This window comes from Pseudomonas sp. BT-42-2, from assembly GCF_025847435.2.
Taxonomy (GTDB): domain Bacteria; phylum Pseudomonadota; class Gammaproteobacteria; order Pseudomonadales; family Pseudomonadaceae; genus Aquipseudomonas; species Aquipseudomonas urmiensis.
The window spans coordinates 1-21494 of the sequence record NZ_JAOYTM010000016.1 but is presented as its reverse complement, the minus strand read 5'-3'; the positions used below and the strand labels follow the sequence as shown (position 1 = coordinate 21494).

Below are 21494 nucleotides of genomic sequence, written 5' to 3'. Positions count from 1 at the left end.
GCGGATTTACTTGGACGACAACACCGACGGTGGTTCATTTTCAGCGAATATCGGCTTGATAAAGTCGATAAACTCATCAGTGAAGAGGCTGCTAGCGGCACTCGCAGTCTTGAGACCGTATGGAGACGCGAGCTCTTTGAACCACGCCTTCAGCAACTCGGCTGCAGGTCCCGATGGACCCGGGCGCAACTTGCTCCAAGCGGCGGCAAGGCCAGCGCTAACTAGGCTCGTGACGCCCGTCGCCGACGCGACGCCAGTAATCCCTAGGATGAAGTAAAACGCACTGGTCAGCTTTTCCCCATCCCACCAACTGGTGTAACTCTTGGAGAAGTCCCTGACTGCCTGAATCAGGTTGATAACAGCAGCGATTGGCGGAAAACCGAGGGTCAAGGCACTCGCCACTTTGCTGCCGATCAGGTCGAGCGTTTCAAAAACACGGTCACCCACGCTGGTGGTCTGCGACCGCGCATCGGCAAGCAGATGCTCGACACGCCTTTGGTGATCCTTTTCCCAGCTATCGATCCAGTCGACCAGCTGGGGTAGCGTATCGAGCACCACTTGTTCACCGTTTTCCCAGCGATCGCTATCCAGCGCCCTCATGGCAGCTTTATCGGAGTGAATAACCCGGCTGGTAAAGTATGGGCCGAGATTTTCCCTGTACCAGCTTGAGGCAATGTCCATGAACGTGCGTACAGTTTGACCATTGGCCGGGTCACTGAGGTAAACGAATCGCTCACCTGCCGTTTTTTCTAACAGATAGCAGCCGTCGACCAATCGGTATTCACCACGGTGGAAGGCCAACCTGCCTAGCCGGACGTTATCCAGAATGTCTATCTCAACCGGCGTCTGAGCGAGTTCTTTCAACCAGCTTGCGTCGGTGTCATTAAGGTAGCCCTGTAGACTTGCCGCCAAGAAATCGCGGCGCAGCTTCACGTTCATCACCAACCCATGCAACCTGTGCTGACGCTCGCGTTGGGGGCGGTCATCGGCCAGGTAGCGGTTTTCCAGACGTGTGCTGTATTGCTCCCGTACCTGGCTGCTGAAGCCACGGATGGCACTGGCCAACAAGGACAGGTTCAGGTGCGAGAGGTCTTGTCCGCGGGTCGAGCTGAGGGTGGAAAACCCTGCGAAATTGAAGCCTGTCGGATACCCCCACGCCATCCATTGGGTGAAGCTCAGCGCGCCCTCGGATGACTCGACCCTGACCGTGTCGGGATCAATCCAGAACCCGCTGTTGCCGGGATACCCATTGATCCGGTCAGAGGCTTGATCATGGGCAAAATCCAACAGCGTCTGCATGCCATTACTGGCGATGTAATCCGCCTCCAGGGCAGCCAGTTGATTGTCCAGGAAGTCCAAGTGCTGTCGGTCTTCCTGGCTCGCCTTGAGATACCATTGAGGTGTTGCCTGAAGCCGATTGCTGCGATGGACCGAGAGCCGCCCCTCAAGCAGCACCTGGCGCAAACCACCGTCGTGTGGCTGCAGGCCGATGATAGTCGGACGCCAGGTGATGGGTTCTACCCGATGGACAAATTCTTGCACCGGTTGCCGGTGCTGCACAGGTATACGCTCCAGCAGGTAGGCAATGCCAACAGGGTTATTGAGCATCTCGAAGACCGCCTCGACCAGCTCCCGCTCATTGGCGAAGCGCTGGAAGTGACCGCCTGGCGAGCCTGGGGCATAAAGAATGAAGGACTCGTCAGTGGCAAAGGCAACTACGCCATCTAAATAGTGCTCGCGCAGTTGCAGCCGGTGCACCTGCAGCTCAGCCGTGGGCTGATCATCCTCGAGCAGGGCGATGAGGTTGGCGTGGGTCGGCGCAGGCAACACCTCAGCGTGCAACGCAGCCAATGCCGCAAACAGCATCTCGGCGCGGATAAGCTCACCTAGCAGCGCCTGGGTTTGTGCATCCTGATAAGCCGCGCTGACTTCGCGGTAGTAGCTCTCGCGCAGATTGAGTTGATTGATCATTCTCTGCAGCACAGCATGGGTTAAAACCTCTTCCAGATCCGGGGCCGAAGGCTCGACGAACAGGTCATAGCCTTCATAGCCGCCACTGATAACCCAGTCCAGCACCGTGGATTTACGCTGTCCTCGGGCGTTGCTGAAGAGTCGATGAATTGTCAGTTGGGTTTTTTCCGGGGCGATCCGCAGGCCGTCGGCATTTGCCTCCAGCCATGCCCTGATCCGCGCTGCGGCAAACGTCCGATAGTCCGCAAGACTGCCCAAATGGTCGTCGAACGTTGTCTGTGCATCGATTTTGGCTTGCTCCAGCGCCGCATAGTGAGCCAGCTCGTCACCTTCAAGCTCAGTCACCCACTGCACCTGGGTGCTGAGTCGGTAGGCTTTGAGATAGCTGGCCACGCGGTCCTGTACCTGGCTAACCCAGCTATCCAGACGAATAGCGGCGTTTAGCCTGCTGAGCGACAGCTGATCGTTGGAGGGGTGCCGGGATACCTCGCCCAGTAGCTGAATCTGCAAGTCCTGCAGGTCTTCGAGCATTCTGCGCGATACCGAGTAATCAACCTCCTCGAAGCTCAACTCCAGCGCGGCGCCCTCCCGTACAGCAGTGCGTAGCGCAGCCGGGATCGTCAGCGTCCATGGCTCGCCCGCCAGCAGGGCTTGCTGCACCCGAGCCGCGAGCGTTACCGGCTCAGCACTGAACCAGGCCCCCCAACCCAGGCCATACACGAGGAAATCTTCACCACCGTGACTGGCAACGTCGAAATCAGCGGTATAAACGAAGCAACCCGGCAAACGCACCTTGATCTCGCCCGCCTCGGCAATGACCTGACCAAGGTCGATATCCGCCTGCACACTCCACAGCGCTTCCATCCGCTCCCGGATCGACGGCTCAGTTATTGCCAGTATGGCCACTTCCAGTTCGAACAAGTCCCTCAACTGGTTACGCAGACGGCCTGAGGAAAAATGCGCTTGCTCCTGCCACCACTGGTCATTGGCGTCTCGCCACTCCCCCCAACGCTCGTCGAATTGCTCAACCGTAAGCAGCGCGGGCTCCGTAGATTCAGCCTGCGGCTCTGCGGCAAAACGCGGTGCATCTGCAAGCTGCCCCTGAATGGCGACAGCAAGCAACGACACCTGCGCCAACATTTCTTCGTATGAGGTAGGAGAAGTAGCTGTTTTCAGGAACGACAGGTCTGGAAACAAAGTATCGGAAAGCATGGCGAACTCCGAAGGTTGTGTGGAGTTGCAGTCTGCTTTTCGAGCTGTACGACACAGAAAGGGGAAACCCTTCCTGGATCCAGGAATAGGCGTCTGCGCGATACGCGCCTGCGGTTGAAGCACTGTTGGATAATCGCGACCCAGAGCCGCGCGATTATCACCCATGATGTAATAGAGAATGTCAGAAGCGACTATTTTTCCCACAGGATCAAGCGCTTATTCTTATCTCACTGGTTAGCGCGAAGGGCCCTCCCCCCCGCCTTTCGCGCCACCCCAGGTTCACCGACGTTGATTTTGAAGCTCCTTGATCTAACGTCTCGATTGGCCGCTGCGCTTGCAGCGGCCTTTTTTATGCCTGCAAGAATCTGCTGTTCAACTCAGCGGATATTTTTGCAGATTGGCCATCATTTGCTGCAACGCCTGCAAGCTGTCTTCGGGATGCAGCGCGCCTTCGAAATCACCAATCTGCGCCCAGTGATCGGCGACCTGTTCGGGAGTGAAGCCTTCACGCGGATCGAACCCTACGCCCACACTGCGCTCCCAACGCAGCTTGCCTATCCAGCCACCACCTACTTCGTACAGTTGGCCACTGTCCTGGCAGTGCTCGCTGCCCAGGTACACCACCAGCGGGCTGATCAGTTCGGGCTTCAAGCGCTCGAACACCTGCTGGGGAATCAGCCCTTCGGTCATCCGGGTACCACCGGTAGGGGCGATGGCATTGACCAGGATGCCGTGCTTGCGCCCTTCGATGGCCAACGTTCGGGTCAGGCCATACAGACCGAGCTTGGCCATGCCGTAGTTAGCTTGGCCAAAATTGCCATAGATGCCCGAGGTCGAAGCTGTAAATATCACTCGCCCCCAGTTTTGCTCGCGCATATGCGGCCAGGCGGCGTGAGTGACCTTGTAGGCGCCTTCGACATGAATCCGATAGACCTGGTCCCAGTCGGCGTCGTCCATTTTGTGGAAGGTCTTGTCGCGCAAGATGCCGGCGTTGTTCACCAGCACATCGATCCGGCCAAAGCTGTCCAGGGCCTGCTCGACGATGCGCCCGCCATCGGTGACCGAATCGTGGTTGGCCACCGCAGTGCCACCGGCGGCGCGAATCTCCTCGACCACCCGATCAGCCGCCGAGGCACTGGCGCCTTCGCCATGGGTGCTGCCGCCCAGGTCATTGACCACCACCTTGGCGCCGTGCGCGGCGAACAACAGGGCATGGGCCCGGCCCAGACCGCCACCGGCCCCTGTGACGATCACCACTCGATCTTGCAGACGTACGGGCTCGCTCATGCTCATGGCTCCACAGGGTGATTGGATTTAAGGCAGTGTCGGCCAGCCAAGTGCCCGGAACAATCAAGCGCACTGGGGCTGAATGATGAGCGATAAGACAGGCCGATGGTTGCCACCGGCCTGCACGCTGGCGCTACGACCAGGCGACCTTCTGCGGCAGATAGCTCATCGGCTGCTCACGAAAGGCCAGGTAGTGGCGCAGCACCTGTACCGGTGCTTCGATATGCGGATAGTGGCCTATGCCCTGCAGCAGCACGGTGTCCGGATCGGGGACCTGCTGGCGGTAAGCCTCGACCATGTGCGCGCCGGACAACGGATCGACGGCACCGTTGATAAAGCGCAGCGGCACCCCGTCATGTTGCAGCGCCCCCACCCAGCGCTCGCGGTAAAAGCGCCGTTCCGGGACGAAGCTCATCAACTTGTGCAGGATCCGCGTGCCTCGGTTGGAAACGATCAGGCTCCAACTGTCATCCAGTGCGCTCTCGCTAGGGTGGGTGCAAGGGCCATACACCTGGGTGACATTGCGCACCAGATCGTCGCGGCCAAACGAGCGCCCCACCAGCCACCCCAGGGGGCTGAGCAGCAGCTTCTGCACCAGCAGCAACGGGCAGCGCTCGGGGAACAAGGCGCTGTTGAGGAACACACAGCTGGCGATCTCGGCACGCCCTTCATGATGGCGCGCGAGCAGCTCCTGGGCCACGCTGCCACCGTAGTCGTGGGCCAGCAGATGCACAGGCTGATCGATCTTCAAATGAGCCAGCAACGCCAATTGCAGATCAGCCTGCTCCATCAGGCTGTAGCTGTGCCCCAGGGGCTTGGCGGAATCGCCGAAGCCGATCATGTCGCAGGCGATAACGCGAAAACGCTGCGCAAGGGGCGCCCACAAGTAGTGCCAGTCCCAACTGGCGGTAGGAAAACCGTGGAGTAGTAGCAGTGGCTCTCCTTGCCCTGCTGTCCAGTAGCGGATGCTCTGGCCCCGGAATGAGAAACTCTGACCCCGGGTTCGCCAGACGCACAATGGAATTTCGGCCAAAGGCATCACAGTGGTCCCGGGAGGTAGGGGGTGAAGGAATACGGCAAGGCTGCGGTCATTGCATGTCACCTCGGCACTTACATGTGCTCTCTATGTCGCGTCGAGGCACAGTCTAGTCAGCGCGAGCAGTGGCGGAACTTACCTTGGCAGCCAGCTTGATGACCTAACAGGTCAGGTGTATGAACGGTCAGAGCAGCATCGCCAGCAAGGGCGCGGCAAACAGGTTGAGCAGCCCGGTCAAGACCATGACCAAGCCGGCCACAGAACCTTCTTCGCGGCCCACTTCCTGTGCCCGACTGACCCCGGCGCCGTGCGCACCGACCCCGAACAACGCACCACGCGCCAGGGGCGTACGCAGCGGCAGGTAGCGCAACAGGATGCCGCCGAACATGGCGCCGAGCACGCCGGTGAACATCACGAACACCGCAGTCAGTTCCGGTACTCCACCCAAGTCACGCGCCAGGGGCATGGCAAAAGGCGTGGTAATCGAGCGCGGCAGCAACGATAGGCTGACCGCATCATCCAGCGCCAGCCAATGGGCCAGGCCCCAGGAGCTGGCGATCGATGCGGCGCTACCGGCCAACATACCCACCAACAACGCCGGCCAGTGCCGCGCCAGCAAAGCCTTCTGCTGCCAGATGGGGACGGCGAAGGCCACCGTCACCGGGCCTAGCACGCCCATCAGCCAGTGGGTATTGCGGGCATATTCGGCATAGGCGGTATGCAACGGCAGCGCCACCGCCAACAGCAAAGCCGGTACCAGGATCAACGGCGACAGCAGATAGCGCCCGCTGCGCCGGTACAGCCAGCGGCTGCCCAGATAGGCCAGCAAGGTCAGCGCGAGCCAGAACAGCGGCATGGGCTCAAGACTCATGGCGCAGGCTCCAGCGGCACACCAGCTCGACCGTCACCGCCGTGACCACCATCACCAGCAGGGTACTCACGGCGATCACCAGCAGAATGCGCCAACCCTCGTCGCGCAGCAGGCTTCCGTAGTCGAGCAGGCTCATCAGCGCAGGGATGAAGAACAGCAGCATCTCGGCCATCAGCCAGCCGGCGCCCAGTTGCAGCATAGCCGGCTTGAGAATGCCGCTGGCAAACAACACCAGCAGCAGCGCCAGCCCCATCACCCCTCCGGGGATGGGCCAGCCGAACCACACGGCGAGCTGGCCGCCGAGCAGAAACAAAACGAGCAGCACCGCCAGTTCAATCAGCAGGCGGGCGAATTTCTTCAACAACAGGGCGTTCATGGGGCGGGGTTCCTCGAGCAGGTGCCCATTGTAAAATTTGCCTGCCTAGGCCAGAAGCGAATTGTTAGACTTAAGCCCATTCCAAAATGGAATTCAGCACATGGAATTCAAACAACTGCGCAGCTTCATCGAGGTGGTGCACCGCGGTGGCTTCACCCAGGCCGCGCTGACCCTGCATATCAGCCAGTCAGCCGTGAGCAAGCAGGTCGCCCAGCTGGAGCAAGATGTGGGCCAGCCGCTGCTTGAGCGGCAGGGCTCGCAATTGCACCTGACAGCGGCTGGGCGAATTGTCCTGGAGCGCGGCGAGGCGCTGCTGCGCCAGCGTCAGGAACTGCAAAGCGAGTTGGATGACCTGAGCCAGATGGCCCGTGGCGAACTGCGCCTGGGCTTGCCACTGCTGGGTAGCGATGCGCTGTTCGCCGGATTGTTCGCCGAATACCGGCGCCGGCATCCGAACATCGCCATCCAATTGCTGGAAGGCGGCAGCCGCACGGTGGAGCAGGCGGTCAAAAGCGGCGAGCTGGAGCTGGGCGGTAGCCTGACGCCGAGCGATGGCGACTTTGAGTATCAGCCATTCTGCAATGAACCGCTGGATGCCCTGCTGCCGGCGGATCATCCGCTTGCCGGGCTGGCTCAGGTCGAGTTGCGCCAACTGGCCGATACGCCGTTTTTGCTGTATCAGCGCAGTTTCGTGCTCAATGACCGCTTGCTTAGCGCCTGCCAGCAGGTGGGGTTCACCCCTAAAGAAGGCGGGCGCAGCGGCCAGGCGGACTTTCTTGCCGCGCTGGTTGCCGCTGGCCAGGGGGTGGTGTTGCTGCCCCGGGTGGTGGCACGGGCGCTGGAACGCCCTGGGGTGGTGCGTTTGCCGCTGTTGGCGCCGGACTATTTGCGTTGGGATATCGCTTTTATCTGGCGCCGCGGGGCATACCTGTCACGGGCGGCGCAGGCCTGGTTGAACCTATTGCGCGAGCAGGCTTGAGGCCAGCACCAGACTCAGCCCTTGAGGGCAGCGGCAAACTCCGCCAACCACGGCTCGGCATCGGTTTCCGGCGTCACGGTTTCGCTGGCATCCAAGCGCAACATCGGCAGTACCTCACGCACGCCCAATTCAGCAAACAGCTCGCGCATCTGCTCGCCACCGCCGCAATAGGTGTCGCCATAGCTCGAATCACCCAGGCCGATCACCGCACCTGGCAAGCCACGCCAGGCTGCCGGCAAGGTGTCGCGGAGGGTGCTGTACAGCGGCATCAGGTTATCCGGCAGCTCGCCCATGCCGGTGGTCGAGGTGACGGCCAAAAATGCCTCCGGGGCAAACCCTTGAATATCCTGCAAGGTAGCCCGCGCGGCGTGCCAGGCTTCATGGCCTGCCGCCTTGAGCAACGCTTGGGCATGACGAGCAACTTCTTCGGCGGTGCCATACACCGACCCGGAAATAATGGCGACTTTCATCTGAAAGAGGATTCCGAAACTGAGTGAAAACGTAGGATACTAGCATCCGGCGATAGCAAAAGGCCGCCTAAGCCAAAAGTCCCCTCCTCTGCCAATGGTCCAAAGATGATCAACGCGCACCTGCTGCAATCCATGATCGATGCCTCCAACGACGGGATCGTCATCGCTGAACAAGAAGGCGATGAAGACACCATCCTGATCTACGTGAACCCGGCATTCGAGCGCCTCACAGGCTTTGCGCGCGATGAGATTCTCTATCAGGACTGCCGCTTCTTGCAGGGTGACGATCGCGACCAGATTGCCCGCTCGCGCATTCGCAAAGCCTTGAAAGAAGGCCAGCCGTGCCGTGAAGTGCTGCGCAACTACCGCAAGGATGGCAGCGCGTTCTGGAACGAACTGTCGATCACCCCGGTGCACAACGCCGCTGAAAAACGTACCTATTTCATCGGTATCCAGAAGGACGTCAGCCGTCAGGTCGAGCTGCAACGTGAGCTGGATAGCGTGCGCGCTCGCCTGGCTGAACTGGAATCTCAACTGCACACTTGAACCAAGCGCCTCGGACGCGGTCAATCACGTTGAAGAAATCGCCACTCTCGAGCTCGATCATGCACGCAAACGCCCTCCTGACCCAGGACGAAATGGATTTCATCCAGGATATGCAGCATTCGCCGCAGTTGAACCTGGCCGACTCCATGTCGAGCCTGCTGGTCAATGGCGACCCGCAGATCCAGCAGTTGCTGACCCGCCTGGTGGCCAATGAACAGGTCACCCTGCAGGCGCAGTTCAACAACCAGCAGATCAGCTTCCCGCTGCAATTGGTCGAGGACGAATTCCACGCCCTGCACTTGCAGGTAGGTTCTCCGGAAATCTACGAAGATGGCCCGATGCTGCGCCCTTGGCGGCTGTCGATGGAACAGCCTTCGGCGCTGCTGGGCGAGCATGGCGAACCCAGCGGCTTGTGGGTCAGGGACATCTCGTTCAAGGGCGCACTGGTGGAAATCCGTGGTCTGGCCCAAGCGCCATCACGCTTCGACCTGCGTTTCGCCCCCGAAGGCATCCCGGCGATCGGCCTGCATGGCGTGCTGCGCCGACGCATTGGCCGTGACCTGGCCGCCTACGACCTCAGCCGCAGCCCAGCGCACGAGATCGAGCGCCTGCGTGAGTACATCCTCCAGGCCCATCGCCTGGCCCACCCCGAGCTGCATACTCAGGTATCGAGCTGACCCGCCAGGTACTGGCGTAGGCGCTTGCGCATCAGGCTGCCGTTGGCGCCCAGGCAAGCCACTGGACTGCCGGCCAGATGATCCTGGGCCATTTCTGCTACTTCTCCAGCCAGCAATAGCGGACAGCTAAGGCCCAACACCAATCGCGCCAGTCGCTTGCCCAACTCAGCGGTAGGCCGTTGGTTGGAAAACAGCACCAAGGCATCCGGGCTCAAGCGCTCGCAAACCAGCGTCAGCTCATCCAGGGGTTGCCCTGGCGCCAGCACCACCACGCTCACTTCATCACTGCTCAGCAGCAAGCCTGCGACCAGCAGCTCAAGCTCCAGCGCTCCGCTGCTCAGCGGCGCCAGCACTATGCGCCGATTACGCGGGCCACGTGACAGTTGCAGGCGCATCAGCACCCGCCCCCGCAGAAACTGGTCGAGAAACGCCCACTCGCTCATTTGTCCAAAACTTGCGTGACCTGCACGCAGGCTGTGCCAGACCGGCATGAACACCTCATCGAACACCGGATCCAGGGCATTGCTGGCAAACACCTGGTCAAACAGCCGATCGAGGCTGGCGCCGTCAAAGCGCTGCACAGCTTCACGCACTTCGGTACGCCAGCGCACGCGTTCATCGGCGTTGCTAGCAGCCCAGCCGTCCTGCGCCAACGCCTGACCGCGGGCCAGGATGCTGCCGACCTTGCTCACTGCCACACCGCGTTCCAGCCAACCTAGGATGCTGCGGATATCGTCGATGTCCGCTTGGGAATACAGGCGATGGCCGCTGTCGGTGCGAGTCGGCTGGATCAATCCGTAACGGCGCTCCCACGCGCGCAGGGTCACAGGGTTAACGCCAGTCAACTTCGCCACCTCGCGGATCGGATACAGCTGCTGGTAGTCCAGATCAGCTGCGCTGGTTGAGGTCGATAGCTGCTTGTTCATGCGCCCAGATGCCCTGTCTCAGGTAATTGAAAGGCATTTTACGCCCGCTTGCACACAGTGTTCAGTGTATCCCGTTCGCCGCCTGAAACTGACGGGTCATGAAATATCCGCGATAATCGCGCCCGATTCTTGCAAGCCTGCTTGCGTCGCCCACCACCCCGGGCGACGAAGCCAAGGGGCCAGCTACCCGCCAGCCCCGTCGCCAGGAGATACACGATGTCTACCCCACCCGTCACCTTGATGGTGTCGCGCCGCGCCGCCCATGGCCGCTACCAGGACCTACTGACCTGGCTGCATGAAGGCGAGCAGCTGGCCACCGACTTCCCCGGCTACCTGGGCTCGGGCATTCTCGCACCGCCCGCCGAGGGCGATGAATTCCAGATTATCTTCCGTTTCACCAACGAGCAGACCCTGCACAGCTGGGAGCATTCCGCGTCGCGGCGCGCCTGGCTGCAACGCGGTGATGGCTTGTTCGAACGCCCCAAAGAGACGCGCGTCAGCGGCATTGATGACTGGTTTGGCACTAATATGGTGCAAAAACCGCCGCGCTGGAAGCAAGCGGTCGCCATCTGGCTGGCGTTCTTTCCGGTCTCGCTGCTGTTCAACGTGGTCTTCGGCCACTGGCTGGCGCCACTCGACCTGGTGCCCAGAGTGCTGCTCAGCACCCTGGCCCTGACGCCGGTGATGGTCTACCTGTTCATCCCGTTGTCGACCCGTCTGCTGGCCCCCTGGCTGCACCCGACGCCGGCCAACGCCAGCCAACCGGCACGAGGGCTGCGCAGCCGCTGAGGCACGCCACGCAAGAGGCAGACAGTTCGGGTATGCTGGTGCATCACTGCACGCACAGACAAGTAGACTGCCCCGAACATGAATAGCCCTATCCTCGTAACCGGAGCCAGCCAACGCGTAGGGCTGGCCCTGGCGCTTGAACTGGCACAGGCCGGCCATACGGTGGTCAGTGCCAGTCGCAGCATTCTTGCGCAGTCGGCGCACCCGAACATCGTCCAGTTCCGCGCCGACCTCTGCCAGCAGGCCGACCGCCAGGCGCTGATCGAGCACCTGCACACCCACTACGACGGGCTGCGGGCGATCATCCACAACGCCTCGGTGTGGCTCGATGACGGCCTGGATAACCTCGACATGATGTTCCGCCTGCATGTCGAGGCGCCCTACCACCTCAACCTGGCCCTGGGTGAACTGCTGGCCAAGGTCGACAAGGCCGATATCATTCACATCTGCGACGAAACCTCCTCACGCGGCAGCAAGAGCCACATCGGCTACGCCGCGACCAAGGCTGCGCTGCAGAACATGGTGCTGTCGTTTGCCGAGAAATACGCGCCCAAGGTGCGCGTCAACGGTATCCTGCCGGGCTTGCTGATCCTCAAGGAAGGTGGCGACGAAGCCTACCGCCAGCAAACCTTGAAAAAAGCCCTGCTGGAGTTCGAACCCGGCGCCGGGCCGCTGATCGAGGCGGTCAAATACCTGCTCGACAGCCAGTACAGCACTGGCAGCCAGGTGGTCATCAATGGTGGCCGCCATCTGAAGAACCGCATGACCTGAGGGAAGCTCCCATGACCGCGCAACAACAACTCGAACTCGAAGCCGCCGCGTTCCGGCGCCTGGTCGAACACCTGCGAAAACGTACCGACGTGCAGAACATCGACCTGATGAACCTCTCCGGTTTCTGCCGTAACTGCCTGTCCAAGTGGTACAAGGCCGCAGCCGACGAGCAGCAGATCGAGCTGAGCATGGATGACGCCCGCGAAGCGGTGTACGGCATGCCCTATGCCCAGTGGAAAGCCCAATACCAGAAAGAAGCCAGCGCCGAGCAGCAAGCGGCGTTCGAACAAGGAAAACCTCGTGACTGATCTGAACACCCTGCGCGCCAGCCTTGCCAGCGGCGAACACGTTTTTGCCGATACCCTGGCGTTCATTGCCGAGCACTACAGCTACCAGCCTCAAGCGTTCAGCAATGGCGGCGTGGAGAACGCTGCCGGGCAAAACGAAGGCTCCTGCAAGACCCTGGGCCTGGCATTGCTCGAAGGCCTGAGCGACCAAGAGGCGCTGCTGGCGTTTGGTGAGCACTACCGCAGCGTAGTGGCCACGCCTGATGGCAGCGACCACGGCAATATCCGCGCGCTGATCGCCCATGGTCTGGCCGGGGTCAAGTTCGCTGAGCAGCCGCTCAAGCGTCTGGCCTGATTCGCTTCGCGGTAAATCCCGCTCCAACAGTGCTCTGTAGGAGCGGCGGTGCGCCGCTGCGACTTGCCCGCGAAGAGGCCAGAGCTGCCTCCATCAGCTGATGATCTGCCCCGGCACCTCAGCCCCCAGCTCCCCCTGCCCTAACCACCTCAGGGCAATCGGCCACAGCGCCTCGCGAAAACGATCGTGAAAAAACGCAAAATGGCCGATCTCATCCACTGAGATATCCCCAGGCGCCACCCGCAGATGCAGCCGCTCGGCGTGGGTCAGATACCCCAGCAGACGCTCAGTCGCCGCCACCGTGCCAAACGGATCATCGGTCAGGCTGATTGCCAATGTCGCTGCCCGCACTTGGGCAAACGGCAAGCTGTCCAGCGAGCGTCCACTGGGCCTGTGCTCAAAGCGCGGCGTGCGCGTGCTCCAGTCCTCCACCACCCCTGCCGGGGTATCCTCCAGCCAGCCCAGGCGCTTGCCCGGGAAATAGCCATAGACCCGCGTCAACAACGGCATCAGCACATGCCACTTGCCAAACAACTGCCAGCGCTGCTGCGCCGCATAGTCGCGCCAGTAGGCAAACTGCGCGCCGACCATCACCACCCGCCGCACCCGCTCGGCAGACGGCGCCAGGCCCACCGCCCAGCCGCCAAAGCTATGCCCCACCACATCCACGGGCTGCCCTGCGAACTGCTCGGATGCGCGCTGCAACATGGCTTCGAAATCCAACCGCCCCCAGTCGCTCCACGAAGCACTGAACCCGCGCAACGACGCCGGCCGTGACTCGCCGATACCACGGTAATCGTAGGTCAGCACATCGAAGCCCTGGGCAAACAGGTAGTCGGCAAAACGCGAGTAGTAACGACAGCGCACCGAGGTCGCGGCATTGATGATCACCAGCGGACGTTGGGGATCGGGTTGGGCATGACGCCACTGGAAACCGCCGAGGCTGTAACCATCGGCGGCTGGCTGGCGAAAGGCACTGGCGGGTTGAGTGAGGCTGCTCATGGCGCGCTCCCTGCGGCGTCGCGCCTACAGGAAAAGGCGGACACACGAATTGTTGTCCGCCAACGCTAGCAAAAAATCAGCACCAAGCCATCCCCTCAGGTCGTCGACAGGGCGCGAGCCACGCCTGGCTTGCGCAGCACTTCCAGGCGCGAACCGTGATAGCGGCTCTCACGAAACAGTTTGAAGCGGCCGAACAGGCCGTACACATGCATCACCCGGCCCTGCTCGTGGTAGCCCATGCGCAGGTGCAGTTTCATCGCCGGCACGTTGTGCGTCTCGACCACATCCACCACCTTGTGGCAGCCCTTCTCGCGCATGATGTTCCACAGTGCGACCTGGGCGGTCACCGATAGCTCACTGCCAAAGTAGCGGCGGATCATTTCACCGCCGAACTCGAAGAATTCCCCCGGTTTGACCGGGAAGGTGCAGCCGTAATAGTGCTTGTCGTGATAGTCGACCACGCTGGCCCAGATGAAGGCGATCGCATCGCCCTGCTCGTCCAGGTACATGTGCCCGGTATGCCCGGCAGCGGCCAGTTCGCGCATGGTTTCGACGCGGTCGCCAAAGTGGCGAGCGAAGGCATCGGCATTGTCGGTGGTGATTTCCACCAAGGTGACCGGCGGGTGCTCTTTAAGCTTGCAAGGGGGGACGGGGCTGATCAAATCGCGTTCCATCCACAGCAGTTCCCAGTGGAAAAACACGTAACGTTCGAACAGCGTCTTGAAGGTGCGCTTGAGACCTTTTCGCCTTATGCGTTCTTGTAGTTTTTGCAGTGCACTCATACCGCCTCCCAGGCCACGGCGAAATTGCCCGGCCAATAACTGCGGTATAGATGGCGGCCATATCAAATGGCCAGCAGATAATGTGTTGCAAGATGTTAACAAGCCCAGGCGGGAACCGTACACCTGTGGAAAACAGGTGCACGGTCAATGGCTTGCTTACAGCTCGACGCAGTCGAACCGTACGTCGGTGGCTACGTCTTGATCATAGTCAACATCCTGACGCTCGAAACCGAACAGGTTGAGGAACTGCTTCTTGTAACCGGCATAGTCGGTCAGCTCGAACAGATTCTCGGTGCTCACTTGCGGCCACAGGGCCTTGCAGGCGTCCTGAACGTCGTCGCGCAGCTCCCAGTCGTCCAGGCGCAGGCGGCCTTCGCTGTCCAGCTCGGCCGGCTGGCCATCGGCGCGGTACATGCGATCACGGAACATGCGATCGAGCTGATCCTGAGTGCCTTCGTGGACGTTTTTCTCTTTCATGATCTTGAAGACCATCGACAGGTACAGCGGCATCACCGGGATGGCCGAGCTGGCCTGGGTCACTACCGACTTGAGCACGGCCACGTTGGCGCCGCCACCGACCTGCTTGTTCAGGCGCTTGGCGGTTTCGTCCAGGTCTTGCTTGGCCTTGCCCAGCGCACCGTGCCAGTAGATCGGCCAGGTGATTTCAGTGCCGATGTAGCTGAAGGCGACAGTGCGCGCATCGTCGGTCAGCACGTCGGCCTGCGACAGAGCGTCGATCCACAGCTGCCAGTCCTGGCCACCCATGACGGTCACGGTGTCGGCGATTTCCTGCTCGGTGGCAGGCTCGATGCTGGCTTCGATGATGGTGTCTTTGTTGGTGTCGATCGCGGTCGACTTGTACGGCTCACCGATTGGCTTGAGCGCCGAGCGCACCAGCTCACCGGTCTGTGGCAGCTTGCGCACAGGCGAGGCCAGCGAGTAGATGACCAGGTCGACCTTGCCGCCCATTTCGTTCTTGATCAGCTCGATGACCTTGGCGCGGGCTTCGTCGGAGAAGGCATCACCATTGATCGACTTGCTGTACAGGCCTTCGGCCTTGGCGAACTTGTCGAACGCGGCGGCGTTGTACCAGCCGGCGGTGCCTGGCTTGGTTTCGGTGCCCGGCTTTTCGAAGAACACGCCCAGGGTGTCGGCCTTGAAGCCGAATGCGGCGGTGATGCGCGCTGCCAGGCCGTAGCCGCTGGAAGCACCGATCACCAAGACCTTCTTCGGACCATCCTCGCGCACGCCCAGCTTGCGGGTGGCTTCGATCTGGTCACGGACGTTGAGCTCGCAGCCCTTGGGGTGAGTCGTGGTGCAGATGAAACCGCGAACCTTGGGATGAATGATGGCCAATGTCTGTACCTCGTCAGGTTTATGCTGAGGAGCCGCGCCGCATGGGCCGGATCCGTTGATCAGAGGGTGAGACTACCCCCGCAGGTTATCCGACACATATTACGGGGTGATTGAGTGATGCAAAAGGCTGCCGGCCACATCGCGGGACATGTCGCAGCGGCGCAGCAACTGTGGGAGCGGGCTTGCCCCGCGATGAGGCCAGCCCAGACACCCTCAGCCCGCCAGCCCACCCGCAACCACGCCAGAAACTGCCGCGCCAGCGGATCATCCTGGCTATCGCGATGCACCAGGCAGGCCCAGGCAGGCGCAAGGGCGCGACCGATGCCGACGGCCGCCCGCTTGAAATTCACACCGTATCGCCGCCGCTGGCGCCCAGGCGCAGCAAGTACAGCTGCGGCAATCCGGATTTTGCGGCGGGGTATATCAACTACTTCGTGATCAACGGAGCGGTGATCGCGCCGCAGTTTGGCGACAAGCGTGCGGACGGCAAGGCGCGTGACTTGCTGGTGAAGCTGTATCCAGGGCGCGAAGTGGTGCAGCTGGATATCGAGGCGATTGCGGCTGGGGGTGGCGGGATTCACTGCGTTACCCATCAGTGTCCCGCTGTGTGACTGATGGTCAATGGGGCTGCTTTGCAGCCCTTCGCGGCGGTTCGGCGTCCCGACAAGCCCGCTCCCACAGGTATAGCGCTGCCCTCAAGATCTGCGCTATCCCTGTGGGATTGGTGAATGGGGCCGCTTTGCGGCCCTTCGCGGGCAAGCCCGCTCCCACAGGTACTGCGCTACCCTCAAGGTCTGCGCTATCCCTGTGGGAGCGGTGAATGGGGCCGCTTTGCGGCCCTTCGCGGCGGTTCGGCGTCCCGACAAGCCCGCTCCCACAGGTACTGCGCTACCCTCAAGGTCTGCGCTATCCCTGTGGGAGCGGGCTTGCCCGCGAAGGGCTGCAGAGCAGCCCCATTCACCGATCCCCAGGCCCCCGTCGCCACCCGGTAATCATCGACCAGGGCAAGTTCTCACCCAGCCGCACACTCTCGACCAGTGCCGCCAGCACATGCACACACACCAGCGCCAACAAGGCATTAGCCAGCACACTGTGCACATCCACCGGCCAATCCGCGCCCCATAGCGCGTCGACTTCCTGCGACAACCACCCAGTCAGCCCAAGCCCGGCGATACAGCCAAGCATCGCCAGCATCACCAACGCGCCAATCGGCGAATGCCCCAACCGGTGATACGGCTCGCCCCGCAGCAGCGCCCGAGCGTGCGCCGCCAAGCGCGCACGGGTCGGCCAAAAGTCCACCCAACGGGCACTGCGCGGGCCAACGAAACCCCATAGCAGCCGCAGCAGCAGGCAGCCAAGCGCGTAATAACCCAGCCACTGATGCCAATCGTCGCCTTCTTCATTGAAGAAATAATTGGCGAAGAACACCGCGGCAAACGACAGGTGACAGGCGCGCAACAGCGGATCCCACAGCCGCACCCTGGCGGCTGGCATCAGTCTTCGATCTCGGTTTTCACCGCCTTGCCAGTGACCGGGTCATGATAGATCTCGACCTTGCGGCCATCCTTGTCGAAGCCATAGATCTCGTAGCAGTTGCCTTTGGTGACCTTGAACTTGTTGATCTTGTAGCCCTGCTCCTTGAGCTGGGTCTGGAATTTCTCTGGGTCTTGCCAGGTACTTTTCTCGGCGGTGGTGCATTGCGGCGAGGCGAGGGAAAGGCCACTGACAAGCAGCAACGTGAGCAGGATCAGGGTACGCATGACGATAAGCTCCAGTGAGAGTGAAACAGCACGCGGCGCGGCCAAGCTCATCTAGCGTAGCTGCGAATGCCTGGCGATGCTGGCTGCCACTGCTGCTGCCCCCGGGGACCATTCATTTGCATTTCAGATCAATCACAAAGAAAAACAAACTTAACAAATCAACCAATCCCGCCGATGCTGGTGGGAATGCGCCGCTGTCCAGGCGCCCCACCCTTCATGGAGAACAACAAAATGAATGAAGTCGTCATCGTCGCCGCCACCCGCACGGCCATTGGCAGTTTCCAGGGGGCGCTGGCCAGCGTGCCAGCGGTCGAGCTGGGCGCTGCGGTGATCAAGCGCCTGCTGGAGCAAACCGGGCTGGACCCGGCCCAGGTCGATGAAGTGATCCTCGGCCAAGTGCTGACCGCAGGCGCCGGGCAGAACCCCGCACGCCAGGCGGCGGTCAAGGCCGGCCTGCCGTTCGCAGTACCGGCGCTGACCCTGAACAAGGTCTGCGGCTCGGGCCTCAAAGCACTGCACCTGGCCACCCAGGCGATTCGCTGTGGCGATGCCGAGGTGGTGATTGCGGGCGGCCAGGAGAACATGAGCCTGTCGCCCTACGTCATGCCATCGGCGCGTAGCGGCCAGCGCATGGGCCATGGGCAGTTGATCGACAGCATGATCAGCGATGGCCTGTGGGATGCGTTCAACGATTACCACATGGGCATCACGGCCGAGAACCTGGTGGACAAGTTCGACATCAGCCGCGAGCAGCAGGACGCCTTTGCCGCTGAATCCCAGCGCAAGGCGATTGCCGCCATCGAGGCTGGGCGCTTCAAAGATGAAATTACCCCGATCGTGCTGGCGCAGAAAAAAGGCGAACCGAAAGTGGTCGACCGTGACGAACAACCGCGCGCTGACACCACGGCCGAGTCGCTGGCCAAACTGCGCCCGGCATTCAAGAAGGATGGCAGCGTGACGGCGGGCAATGCCTCCAGTCTCAACGATGGCGCTGCGGCGGTGCTGCTGATGAGTGCGGACAAAGCCAAGGCGCTGGGCCTGCCGGTGCTGGCGAAAATTGCCGGTTATGCCAGTGCCGGGGTCGATCCGGCGATCATGGGCATCGGGCCGGTATCGGCGACCCAGCGTTGCCTGGCCAAGGCCGGTTGGACGCTGGGCGATCTGGACTTGATCGAAGCCAACGAGGCGTTTGCCGCTCAGGCGCTGGCGGTGGGTAAATCGCTGGAGTGGGATGCTGCGCGGGTCAACGTCAACGGCGGCGCGATTGCCCTGGGGCATCCGATTGGGGCTTCGGGGTGCCGGGTGCTGGTGACGCTGTTGCACGAGATGATCAAGCGCGATGCCAAGAAGGGGCTGGCGACCTTGTGCATTGGCGGCGGGCAAGGCGTGGCGTTGGCGATCGAGCGCGAGTGATTTTTGGGGCTGCGTTGCGGCCCCAACAACCCCCAGTTCAGAATCGATCTAAGCCCGCACAACGCAAAACGGGACGCAGCGCGTCCCGTTGTTTTGCTCAACTACCTGTTCAAGCCACCGCCGCACCACGCAGCTCGCGCGCAGCGGCGACCATGTTCACCAACGCCGCCTCAGTCTCAGGCCAGCCACGGGTCTTCAGGCCGCAGTCGGGGTTGACCCACAGACGCTCAGCGGGAATGCGCTGCGCAGCCTTGCGCAGCAGCTTGACCATCTCCTCACGGCTCGGCACCCGCGGCGAGTGAATGTCGTACACGCCAGGGCCGATCTCGTTCGGGTAGTCGAACTTCTCGAACGCCTCCAGCAGCTCCATGTCCGAGCGCGAGGTTTCGATGGTGATTACGTCAGCGTCCATCGCCGCGATCGACTCGATCACATCGTTGAACTCGCTGTAGCACATGTGGGTGTGGATCTGGGTTTCATCACGCACCCCCGAGGCGCACAGGCGGAAGGCTTCGGTGGCCCACTCCAGGTAATTGGCCCAGGCGCTCTTGCGCAGCGGCAGGCCTTCGCGGAAGGCTGCTTCGTCGATCTGCACGATCTTGATGCCCGCCGCTTCCAGGTCCACCACCTCGTCACGAATCGCCAGCGCCAGCTGCCGGGCCTGCACTTCGCGGCTGACGTCTTCACGCGGGAACGACCACATCAGCATGGTGACCGGGCCAGTCAGCATGCCCTTCATGACCTTGCGGGTCAGGCCCTGGGCGTACTTGATCCACTCTACGGTCATGGCTTTGGGGCGGCTCAGGTCACCGAAGATCACCGCCGGCTTGACGCAGCGCGAGCCGTAGCTCTGCACCCAGCCGAAGCGGGTGAACACATAGCCGTCGAGCTGCTCGGCGAAGTACTCGACCATGTCGTTGCGCTCGGCCTCGCCGTGTACCAGCACGTCCAGCCCCAGTTGCTCCTGGATTTGCACCGCGTGGCGGATTTCGCTGTGCATGGCCTCGACATACTCAGCCTCGGTCAACTTGCCCTGCTTGAACGACTGACGCGCCAGACGGATCGCCGAAGTCTGTGGGAACGAGCCAATGGTAGTGGTCGGATACGCCGGCAGGTCCAGCCCCGCCCGCTGCTTGACGATGCGCTGCTCAAAGGCCGACAGACGCTGGCTGTCAGCCGGCTTGATCGCCGCCAGACGGGCCTGCACAGCCGGTTTGTGAATGCGCGGCGAGGCAGCGCGGCTGGCCTGTACGGCGCGGCTGTCTTCCAGTGCGGCGTGCACGTCGGCGGCGCCTGGCTGGTTGATGGCCTTGGTCAGCACAGCGACTTCCTGGCACTTCTGCACGGCAAAGGCCAACCAGCTTCTCAGCTCGGCATCGAGCTGGTCTTCCCTGGCCAGGTCTACCGGGCTGTGCAGCAGCGAGCACGACGGCGCGACCCATAGCCGATCACCCAAACGCTCGGCAGCATGACGCAGCACGTCGAGGGCTTTTTCCAGATCGCAGCGCCAGACGTTGCGGCCATTGACCACGCCCAACGACAGCACCTTGTAGGCCGGCAGGCGGTCGAGGATGGTCGGGTACTGCTCGGGGGCGCGCACCAGGTCGATGTGCAGGCCATCGACCGGCAGATTGGCCGCCAGGCCGAGGTTGTCTTCCAGGCCACCGAAGTAAGTCGCGACCAGCTTTTTCAGCGGCGCACGCTGAAGGATGTTGTAGACCCGCTCGTAGGCGTTTTTCCAGTTCTGTGGCAGATCCAGCACCAGGATCGGCTCATCGATCTGCACCCACTCCACGCCCTGCGCGGCCAGGCGGTTGAAGATCTCGTCGTACAGCGGCAGCAGGCGGTCGACCAGTTCCAGCTTGTCGAACTCAGTGCCCTTGGTCTTGCCCAGCCACAGGTAAGTCAGCGGACCGAGCACCACCGGCTTGACCGCATGGCCCAGCGCCTTGGCTTCGGCGACTTCCTCGAACAACTGCTCCCAGCTCAGGGTGAACTGTTGCTCGGCGGTGAATTCCGGGACCAGGTAGTGGTAGTTGGTGTCGAACCACTTGGTCATCTCCTGGGCGTGGGCGCCGCCGCAGCAGTTGTCGCTGCGGTCTGTCGCCACGGCGCCACGGGCCATGCTGAACAGGGTGTGCAGGGTCGGCTTGGCGCCGTTTTGGCCACGAAAGCGCTCCGGGATTACGCCGAAGGTCAGCGAGTGGGTCAGTACCTGGTCGTACCAGGCGAAGTCGCCGACCGGCAGCAGCTCGATGCCAGCGTCTTTTTGCGCCTGCCAGTGGGCGGCACGCAGCGCGCGGCCTACGGCGCGCAGGCCGGCTTCGTCGAGTTCGCCTTTCCAGAAAGCTTCCTGGGCTTTTTTCAGCTCACGATCGCGGCCGATGCGTGGAAAACCCAGGTTGTGTGCCAGTGCCATGTGCCTTGTCCCTTAGAGTGGAAATTCAATGAGGGAAGTTTGGCGGCACGAGCATCGTGAGACAAACTCATATAATTTGAGATGATCACGAGATTCATTCATGAGGCGGAGGTATTGGGGCTGCTGCGCAGCCTTCGCGGGCAAGCCCGCTCCCACAGGTTCACCGCCAGCCGGAAGAACGGCGCGGTACCTGTGGGAGCGGGCTTGCC

The 21494-nt window shown here is 61.8% G+C and carries 21 protein-coding genes and 1 pseudogene; 9 read left to right on the top strand and 13 right to left on the bottom strand.

The window, feature by feature from the left end; all coding sequences use genetic code 11:
- Positions 1 to 6 precede the first annotated feature (6 nt).
- The 5 genes from OIU19_RS19580 to OIU19_RS19560 form a co-directional block, all read right to left on the bottom strand.
- A complete protein-coding gene (locus OIU19_RS19580) occupies positions 7 to 3183 on the bottom strand; it encodes a hypothetical protein (RefSeq protein ID WP_264236411.1) in 3177 nt (1058 codons plus the stop codon).
- 372 nt (positions 3184 to 3555) lie between these two features.
- Entirely contained in the window at positions 3556 to 4470 is a 915-nt protein-coding gene (locus OIU19_RS19575) for an SDR family oxidoreductase (protein WP_264236410.1), read from the bottom strand.
- Positions 4471 to 4603: 133 nt separating this feature from the next.
- A complete protein-coding gene (locus tag OIU19_RS19570; RefSeq protein ID WP_264236409.1) occupies positions 4604 to 5509 on the bottom strand; it encodes an alpha/beta fold hydrolase in 906 nt (301 codons plus the stop codon).
- A gap of 181 nt (positions 5510 to 5690) precedes the next feature.
- A complete protein-coding gene (locus tag OIU19_RS19565; protein ID WP_264236408.1) occupies positions 5691 to 6377 on the bottom strand; it encodes an LrgB family protein in 687 nt (228 codons plus the stop codon).
- On the bottom strand, positions 6367 to 6753 hold the full coding sequence (locus OIU19_RS19560; protein ID WP_186553741.1) for a CidA/LrgA family protein: 387 nt from the start codon (positions 6751 to 6753) through the stop codon (positions 6367 to 6369). Before OIU19_RS19560 ends, OIU19_RS19565 begins: the two co-directional genes overlap by 11 nt.
- Before the next feature lie 100 nt (positions 6754 to 6853).
- Between OIU19_RS19560 and OIU19_RS19555 the strand changes: the two genes are divergently transcribed.
- Positions 6854 to 7732: a LysR family transcriptional regulator gene (locus OIU19_RS19555; protein ID WP_264236407.1), complete on the top strand. Its 879-nt coding sequence runs from the start codon at positions 6854 to 6856 to the stop codon at positions 7730 to 7732.
- Between the two features lie 14 nt (positions 7733 to 7746).
- Here OIU19_RS19555 and OIU19_RS19550 read toward each other — a convergent pair whose 3' ends face one another.
- Entirely contained in the window at positions 7747 to 8202 is a 456-nt protein-coding gene (locus tag OIU19_RS19550) for a flavodoxin (RefSeq protein ID WP_264236406.1), read from the bottom strand.
- 105 nt (positions 8203 to 8307) lie between these two features.
- On the opposite strand from OIU19_RS19550, the gene OIU19_RS19545 reads away from it, so the two are divergent.
- Positions 8308 to 8748, top strand: coding sequence for a PAS domain S-box protein (locus OIU19_RS19545; RefSeq protein WP_264236405.1), 441 nt, complete (start codon positions 8308 to 8310; stop codon positions 8746 to 8748).
- Between the two features lie 59 nt (positions 8749 to 8807).
- Positions 8808 to 9425, top strand: a complete 618-nt coding sequence (locus OIU19_RS19540; protein ID WP_264236404.1) for a hypothetical protein — start codon at positions 8808 to 8810, stop codon at positions 9423 to 9425.
- On the opposite strand, the gene OIU19_RS19535 is transcribed toward OIU19_RS19540, so the two are convergent.
- Positions 9410 to 10351 (bottom strand): MerR family transcriptional regulator, encoded by a 942-nt coding sequence (locus OIU19_RS19535; protein WP_264236402.1) that lies wholly within the window; start codon positions 10349 to 10351, stop codon positions 9410 to 9412. The two genes, OIU19_RS19540 and OIU19_RS19535, sit on opposite strands and share 16 nt — an antisense overlap.
- A gap of 216 nt (positions 10352 to 10567) precedes the next feature.
- On the opposite strand from OIU19_RS19535, the gene OIU19_RS19530 reads away from it, so the two are divergent.
- The 4 genes from OIU19_RS19530 to OIU19_RS19515 all read left to right on the top strand — a co-directional run bounded on the left by OIU19_RS19530 (position 10568) and on the right by OIU19_RS19515 (position 12553).
- A complete protein-coding gene (locus tag OIU19_RS19530; protein WP_264236401.1) occupies positions 10568 to 11140 on the top strand; it encodes an antibiotic biosynthesis monooxygenase in 573 nt (190 codons plus the stop codon).
- Positions 11141 to 11218: 78 nt separating this feature from the next.
- Complete coding sequence (gene folM, locus OIU19_RS19525) at positions 11219 to 11911, top strand: dihydromonapterin reductase (protein ID WP_264236400.1); 693 nt, start codon at positions 11219 to 11221, stop codon at positions 11909 to 11911.
- Between the two features lie 11 nt (positions 11912 to 11922).
- On the top strand, positions 11923 to 12219 hold the full coding sequence (locus tag OIU19_RS19520; protein WP_264236399.1) for a DUF1244 domain-containing protein: 297 nt from the start codon (positions 11923 to 11925) through the stop codon (positions 12217 to 12219).
- A complete protein-coding gene (locus tag OIU19_RS19515) occupies positions 12212 to 12553 on the top strand; it encodes a HopJ type III effector protein (RefSeq protein WP_186553732.1) in 342 nt (113 codons plus the stop codon). Before OIU19_RS19520 ends, OIU19_RS19515 begins: the two co-directional genes overlap by 8 nt.
- 93 nt (positions 12554 to 12646) lie before the next feature.
- Here the strand turns inward: OIU19_RS19515 and OIU19_RS19510 are convergent, their stop codons facing one another.
- The 3 genes from OIU19_RS19510 to fabV all read right to left on the bottom strand — a co-directional run bounded on the left by OIU19_RS19510 (position 12647) and on the right by fabV (position 15693).
- Positions 12647 to 13555, bottom strand: a complete 909-nt coding sequence (locus OIU19_RS19510; protein WP_264236398.1) for an alpha/beta fold hydrolase — start codon at positions 13553 to 13555, stop codon at positions 12647 to 12649.
- Between the two features lie 95 nt (positions 13556 to 13650).
- Complete coding sequence (locus tag OIU19_RS19505) at positions 13651 to 14337, bottom strand: GNAT family N-acetyltransferase (RefSeq protein ID WP_264236397.1); 687 nt, start codon at positions 14335 to 14337, stop codon at positions 13651 to 13653.
- A 156-nt stretch (positions 14338 to 14493) separates the two neighbouring features.
- Positions 14494 to 15693, bottom strand: coding sequence for an enoyl-ACP reductase FabV (fabV, locus tag OIU19_RS19500; RefSeq protein WP_264236396.1), 1200 nt, complete (start codon positions 15691 to 15693; stop codon positions 14494 to 14496).
- A gap of 308 nt (positions 15694 to 16001) precedes the next feature.
- Here fabV and OIU19_RS19495 point away from each other — a divergent pair.
- Positions 16002 to 16304: pseudogene (locus tag OIU19_RS19495) on the top strand (agmatine deiminase family protein); the annotation flags it as partial.
- Between the two features lie 346 nt (positions 16305 to 16650).
- Here the strand turns inward: OIU19_RS19495 and OIU19_RS19490 are convergent.
- Entirely contained in the window at positions 16651 to 17187 is a 537-nt protein-coding gene (locus tag OIU19_RS19490; RefSeq protein ID WP_264236395.1) for a cytochrome b/b6 domain-containing protein, read from the bottom strand.
- A complete protein-coding gene (locus tag OIU19_RS19485) occupies positions 17187 to 17453 on the bottom strand; it encodes a PepSY domain-containing protein (RefSeq protein WP_186553722.1) in 267 nt (88 codons plus the stop codon). The genes OIU19_RS19490 and OIU19_RS19485 overlap by 1 nt, the downstream gene beginning before the upstream one ends.
- Before the next feature lie 231 nt (positions 17454 to 17684).
- On the opposite strand from OIU19_RS19485, the gene OIU19_RS19480 reads away from it, so the two are divergent.
- Entirely contained in the window at positions 17685 to 18866 is a 1182-nt protein-coding gene (locus OIU19_RS19480) for an acetyl-CoA C-acetyltransferase (RefSeq protein WP_264236394.1), read from the top strand.
- A 109-nt stretch (positions 18867 to 18975) separates the two neighbouring features.
- Here OIU19_RS19480 and metE read toward each other — a convergent pair whose 3' ends face one another.
- Complete coding sequence (gene metE / locus OIU19_RS19475; RefSeq protein ID WP_264236393.1) at positions 18976 to 21285, bottom strand: 5-methyltetrahydropteroyltriglutamate--homocysteine S-methyltransferase; 2310 nt, start codon at positions 21283 to 21285, stop codon at positions 18976 to 18978.
- Positions 21286 to 21494 lie beyond the last annotated feature (209 nt).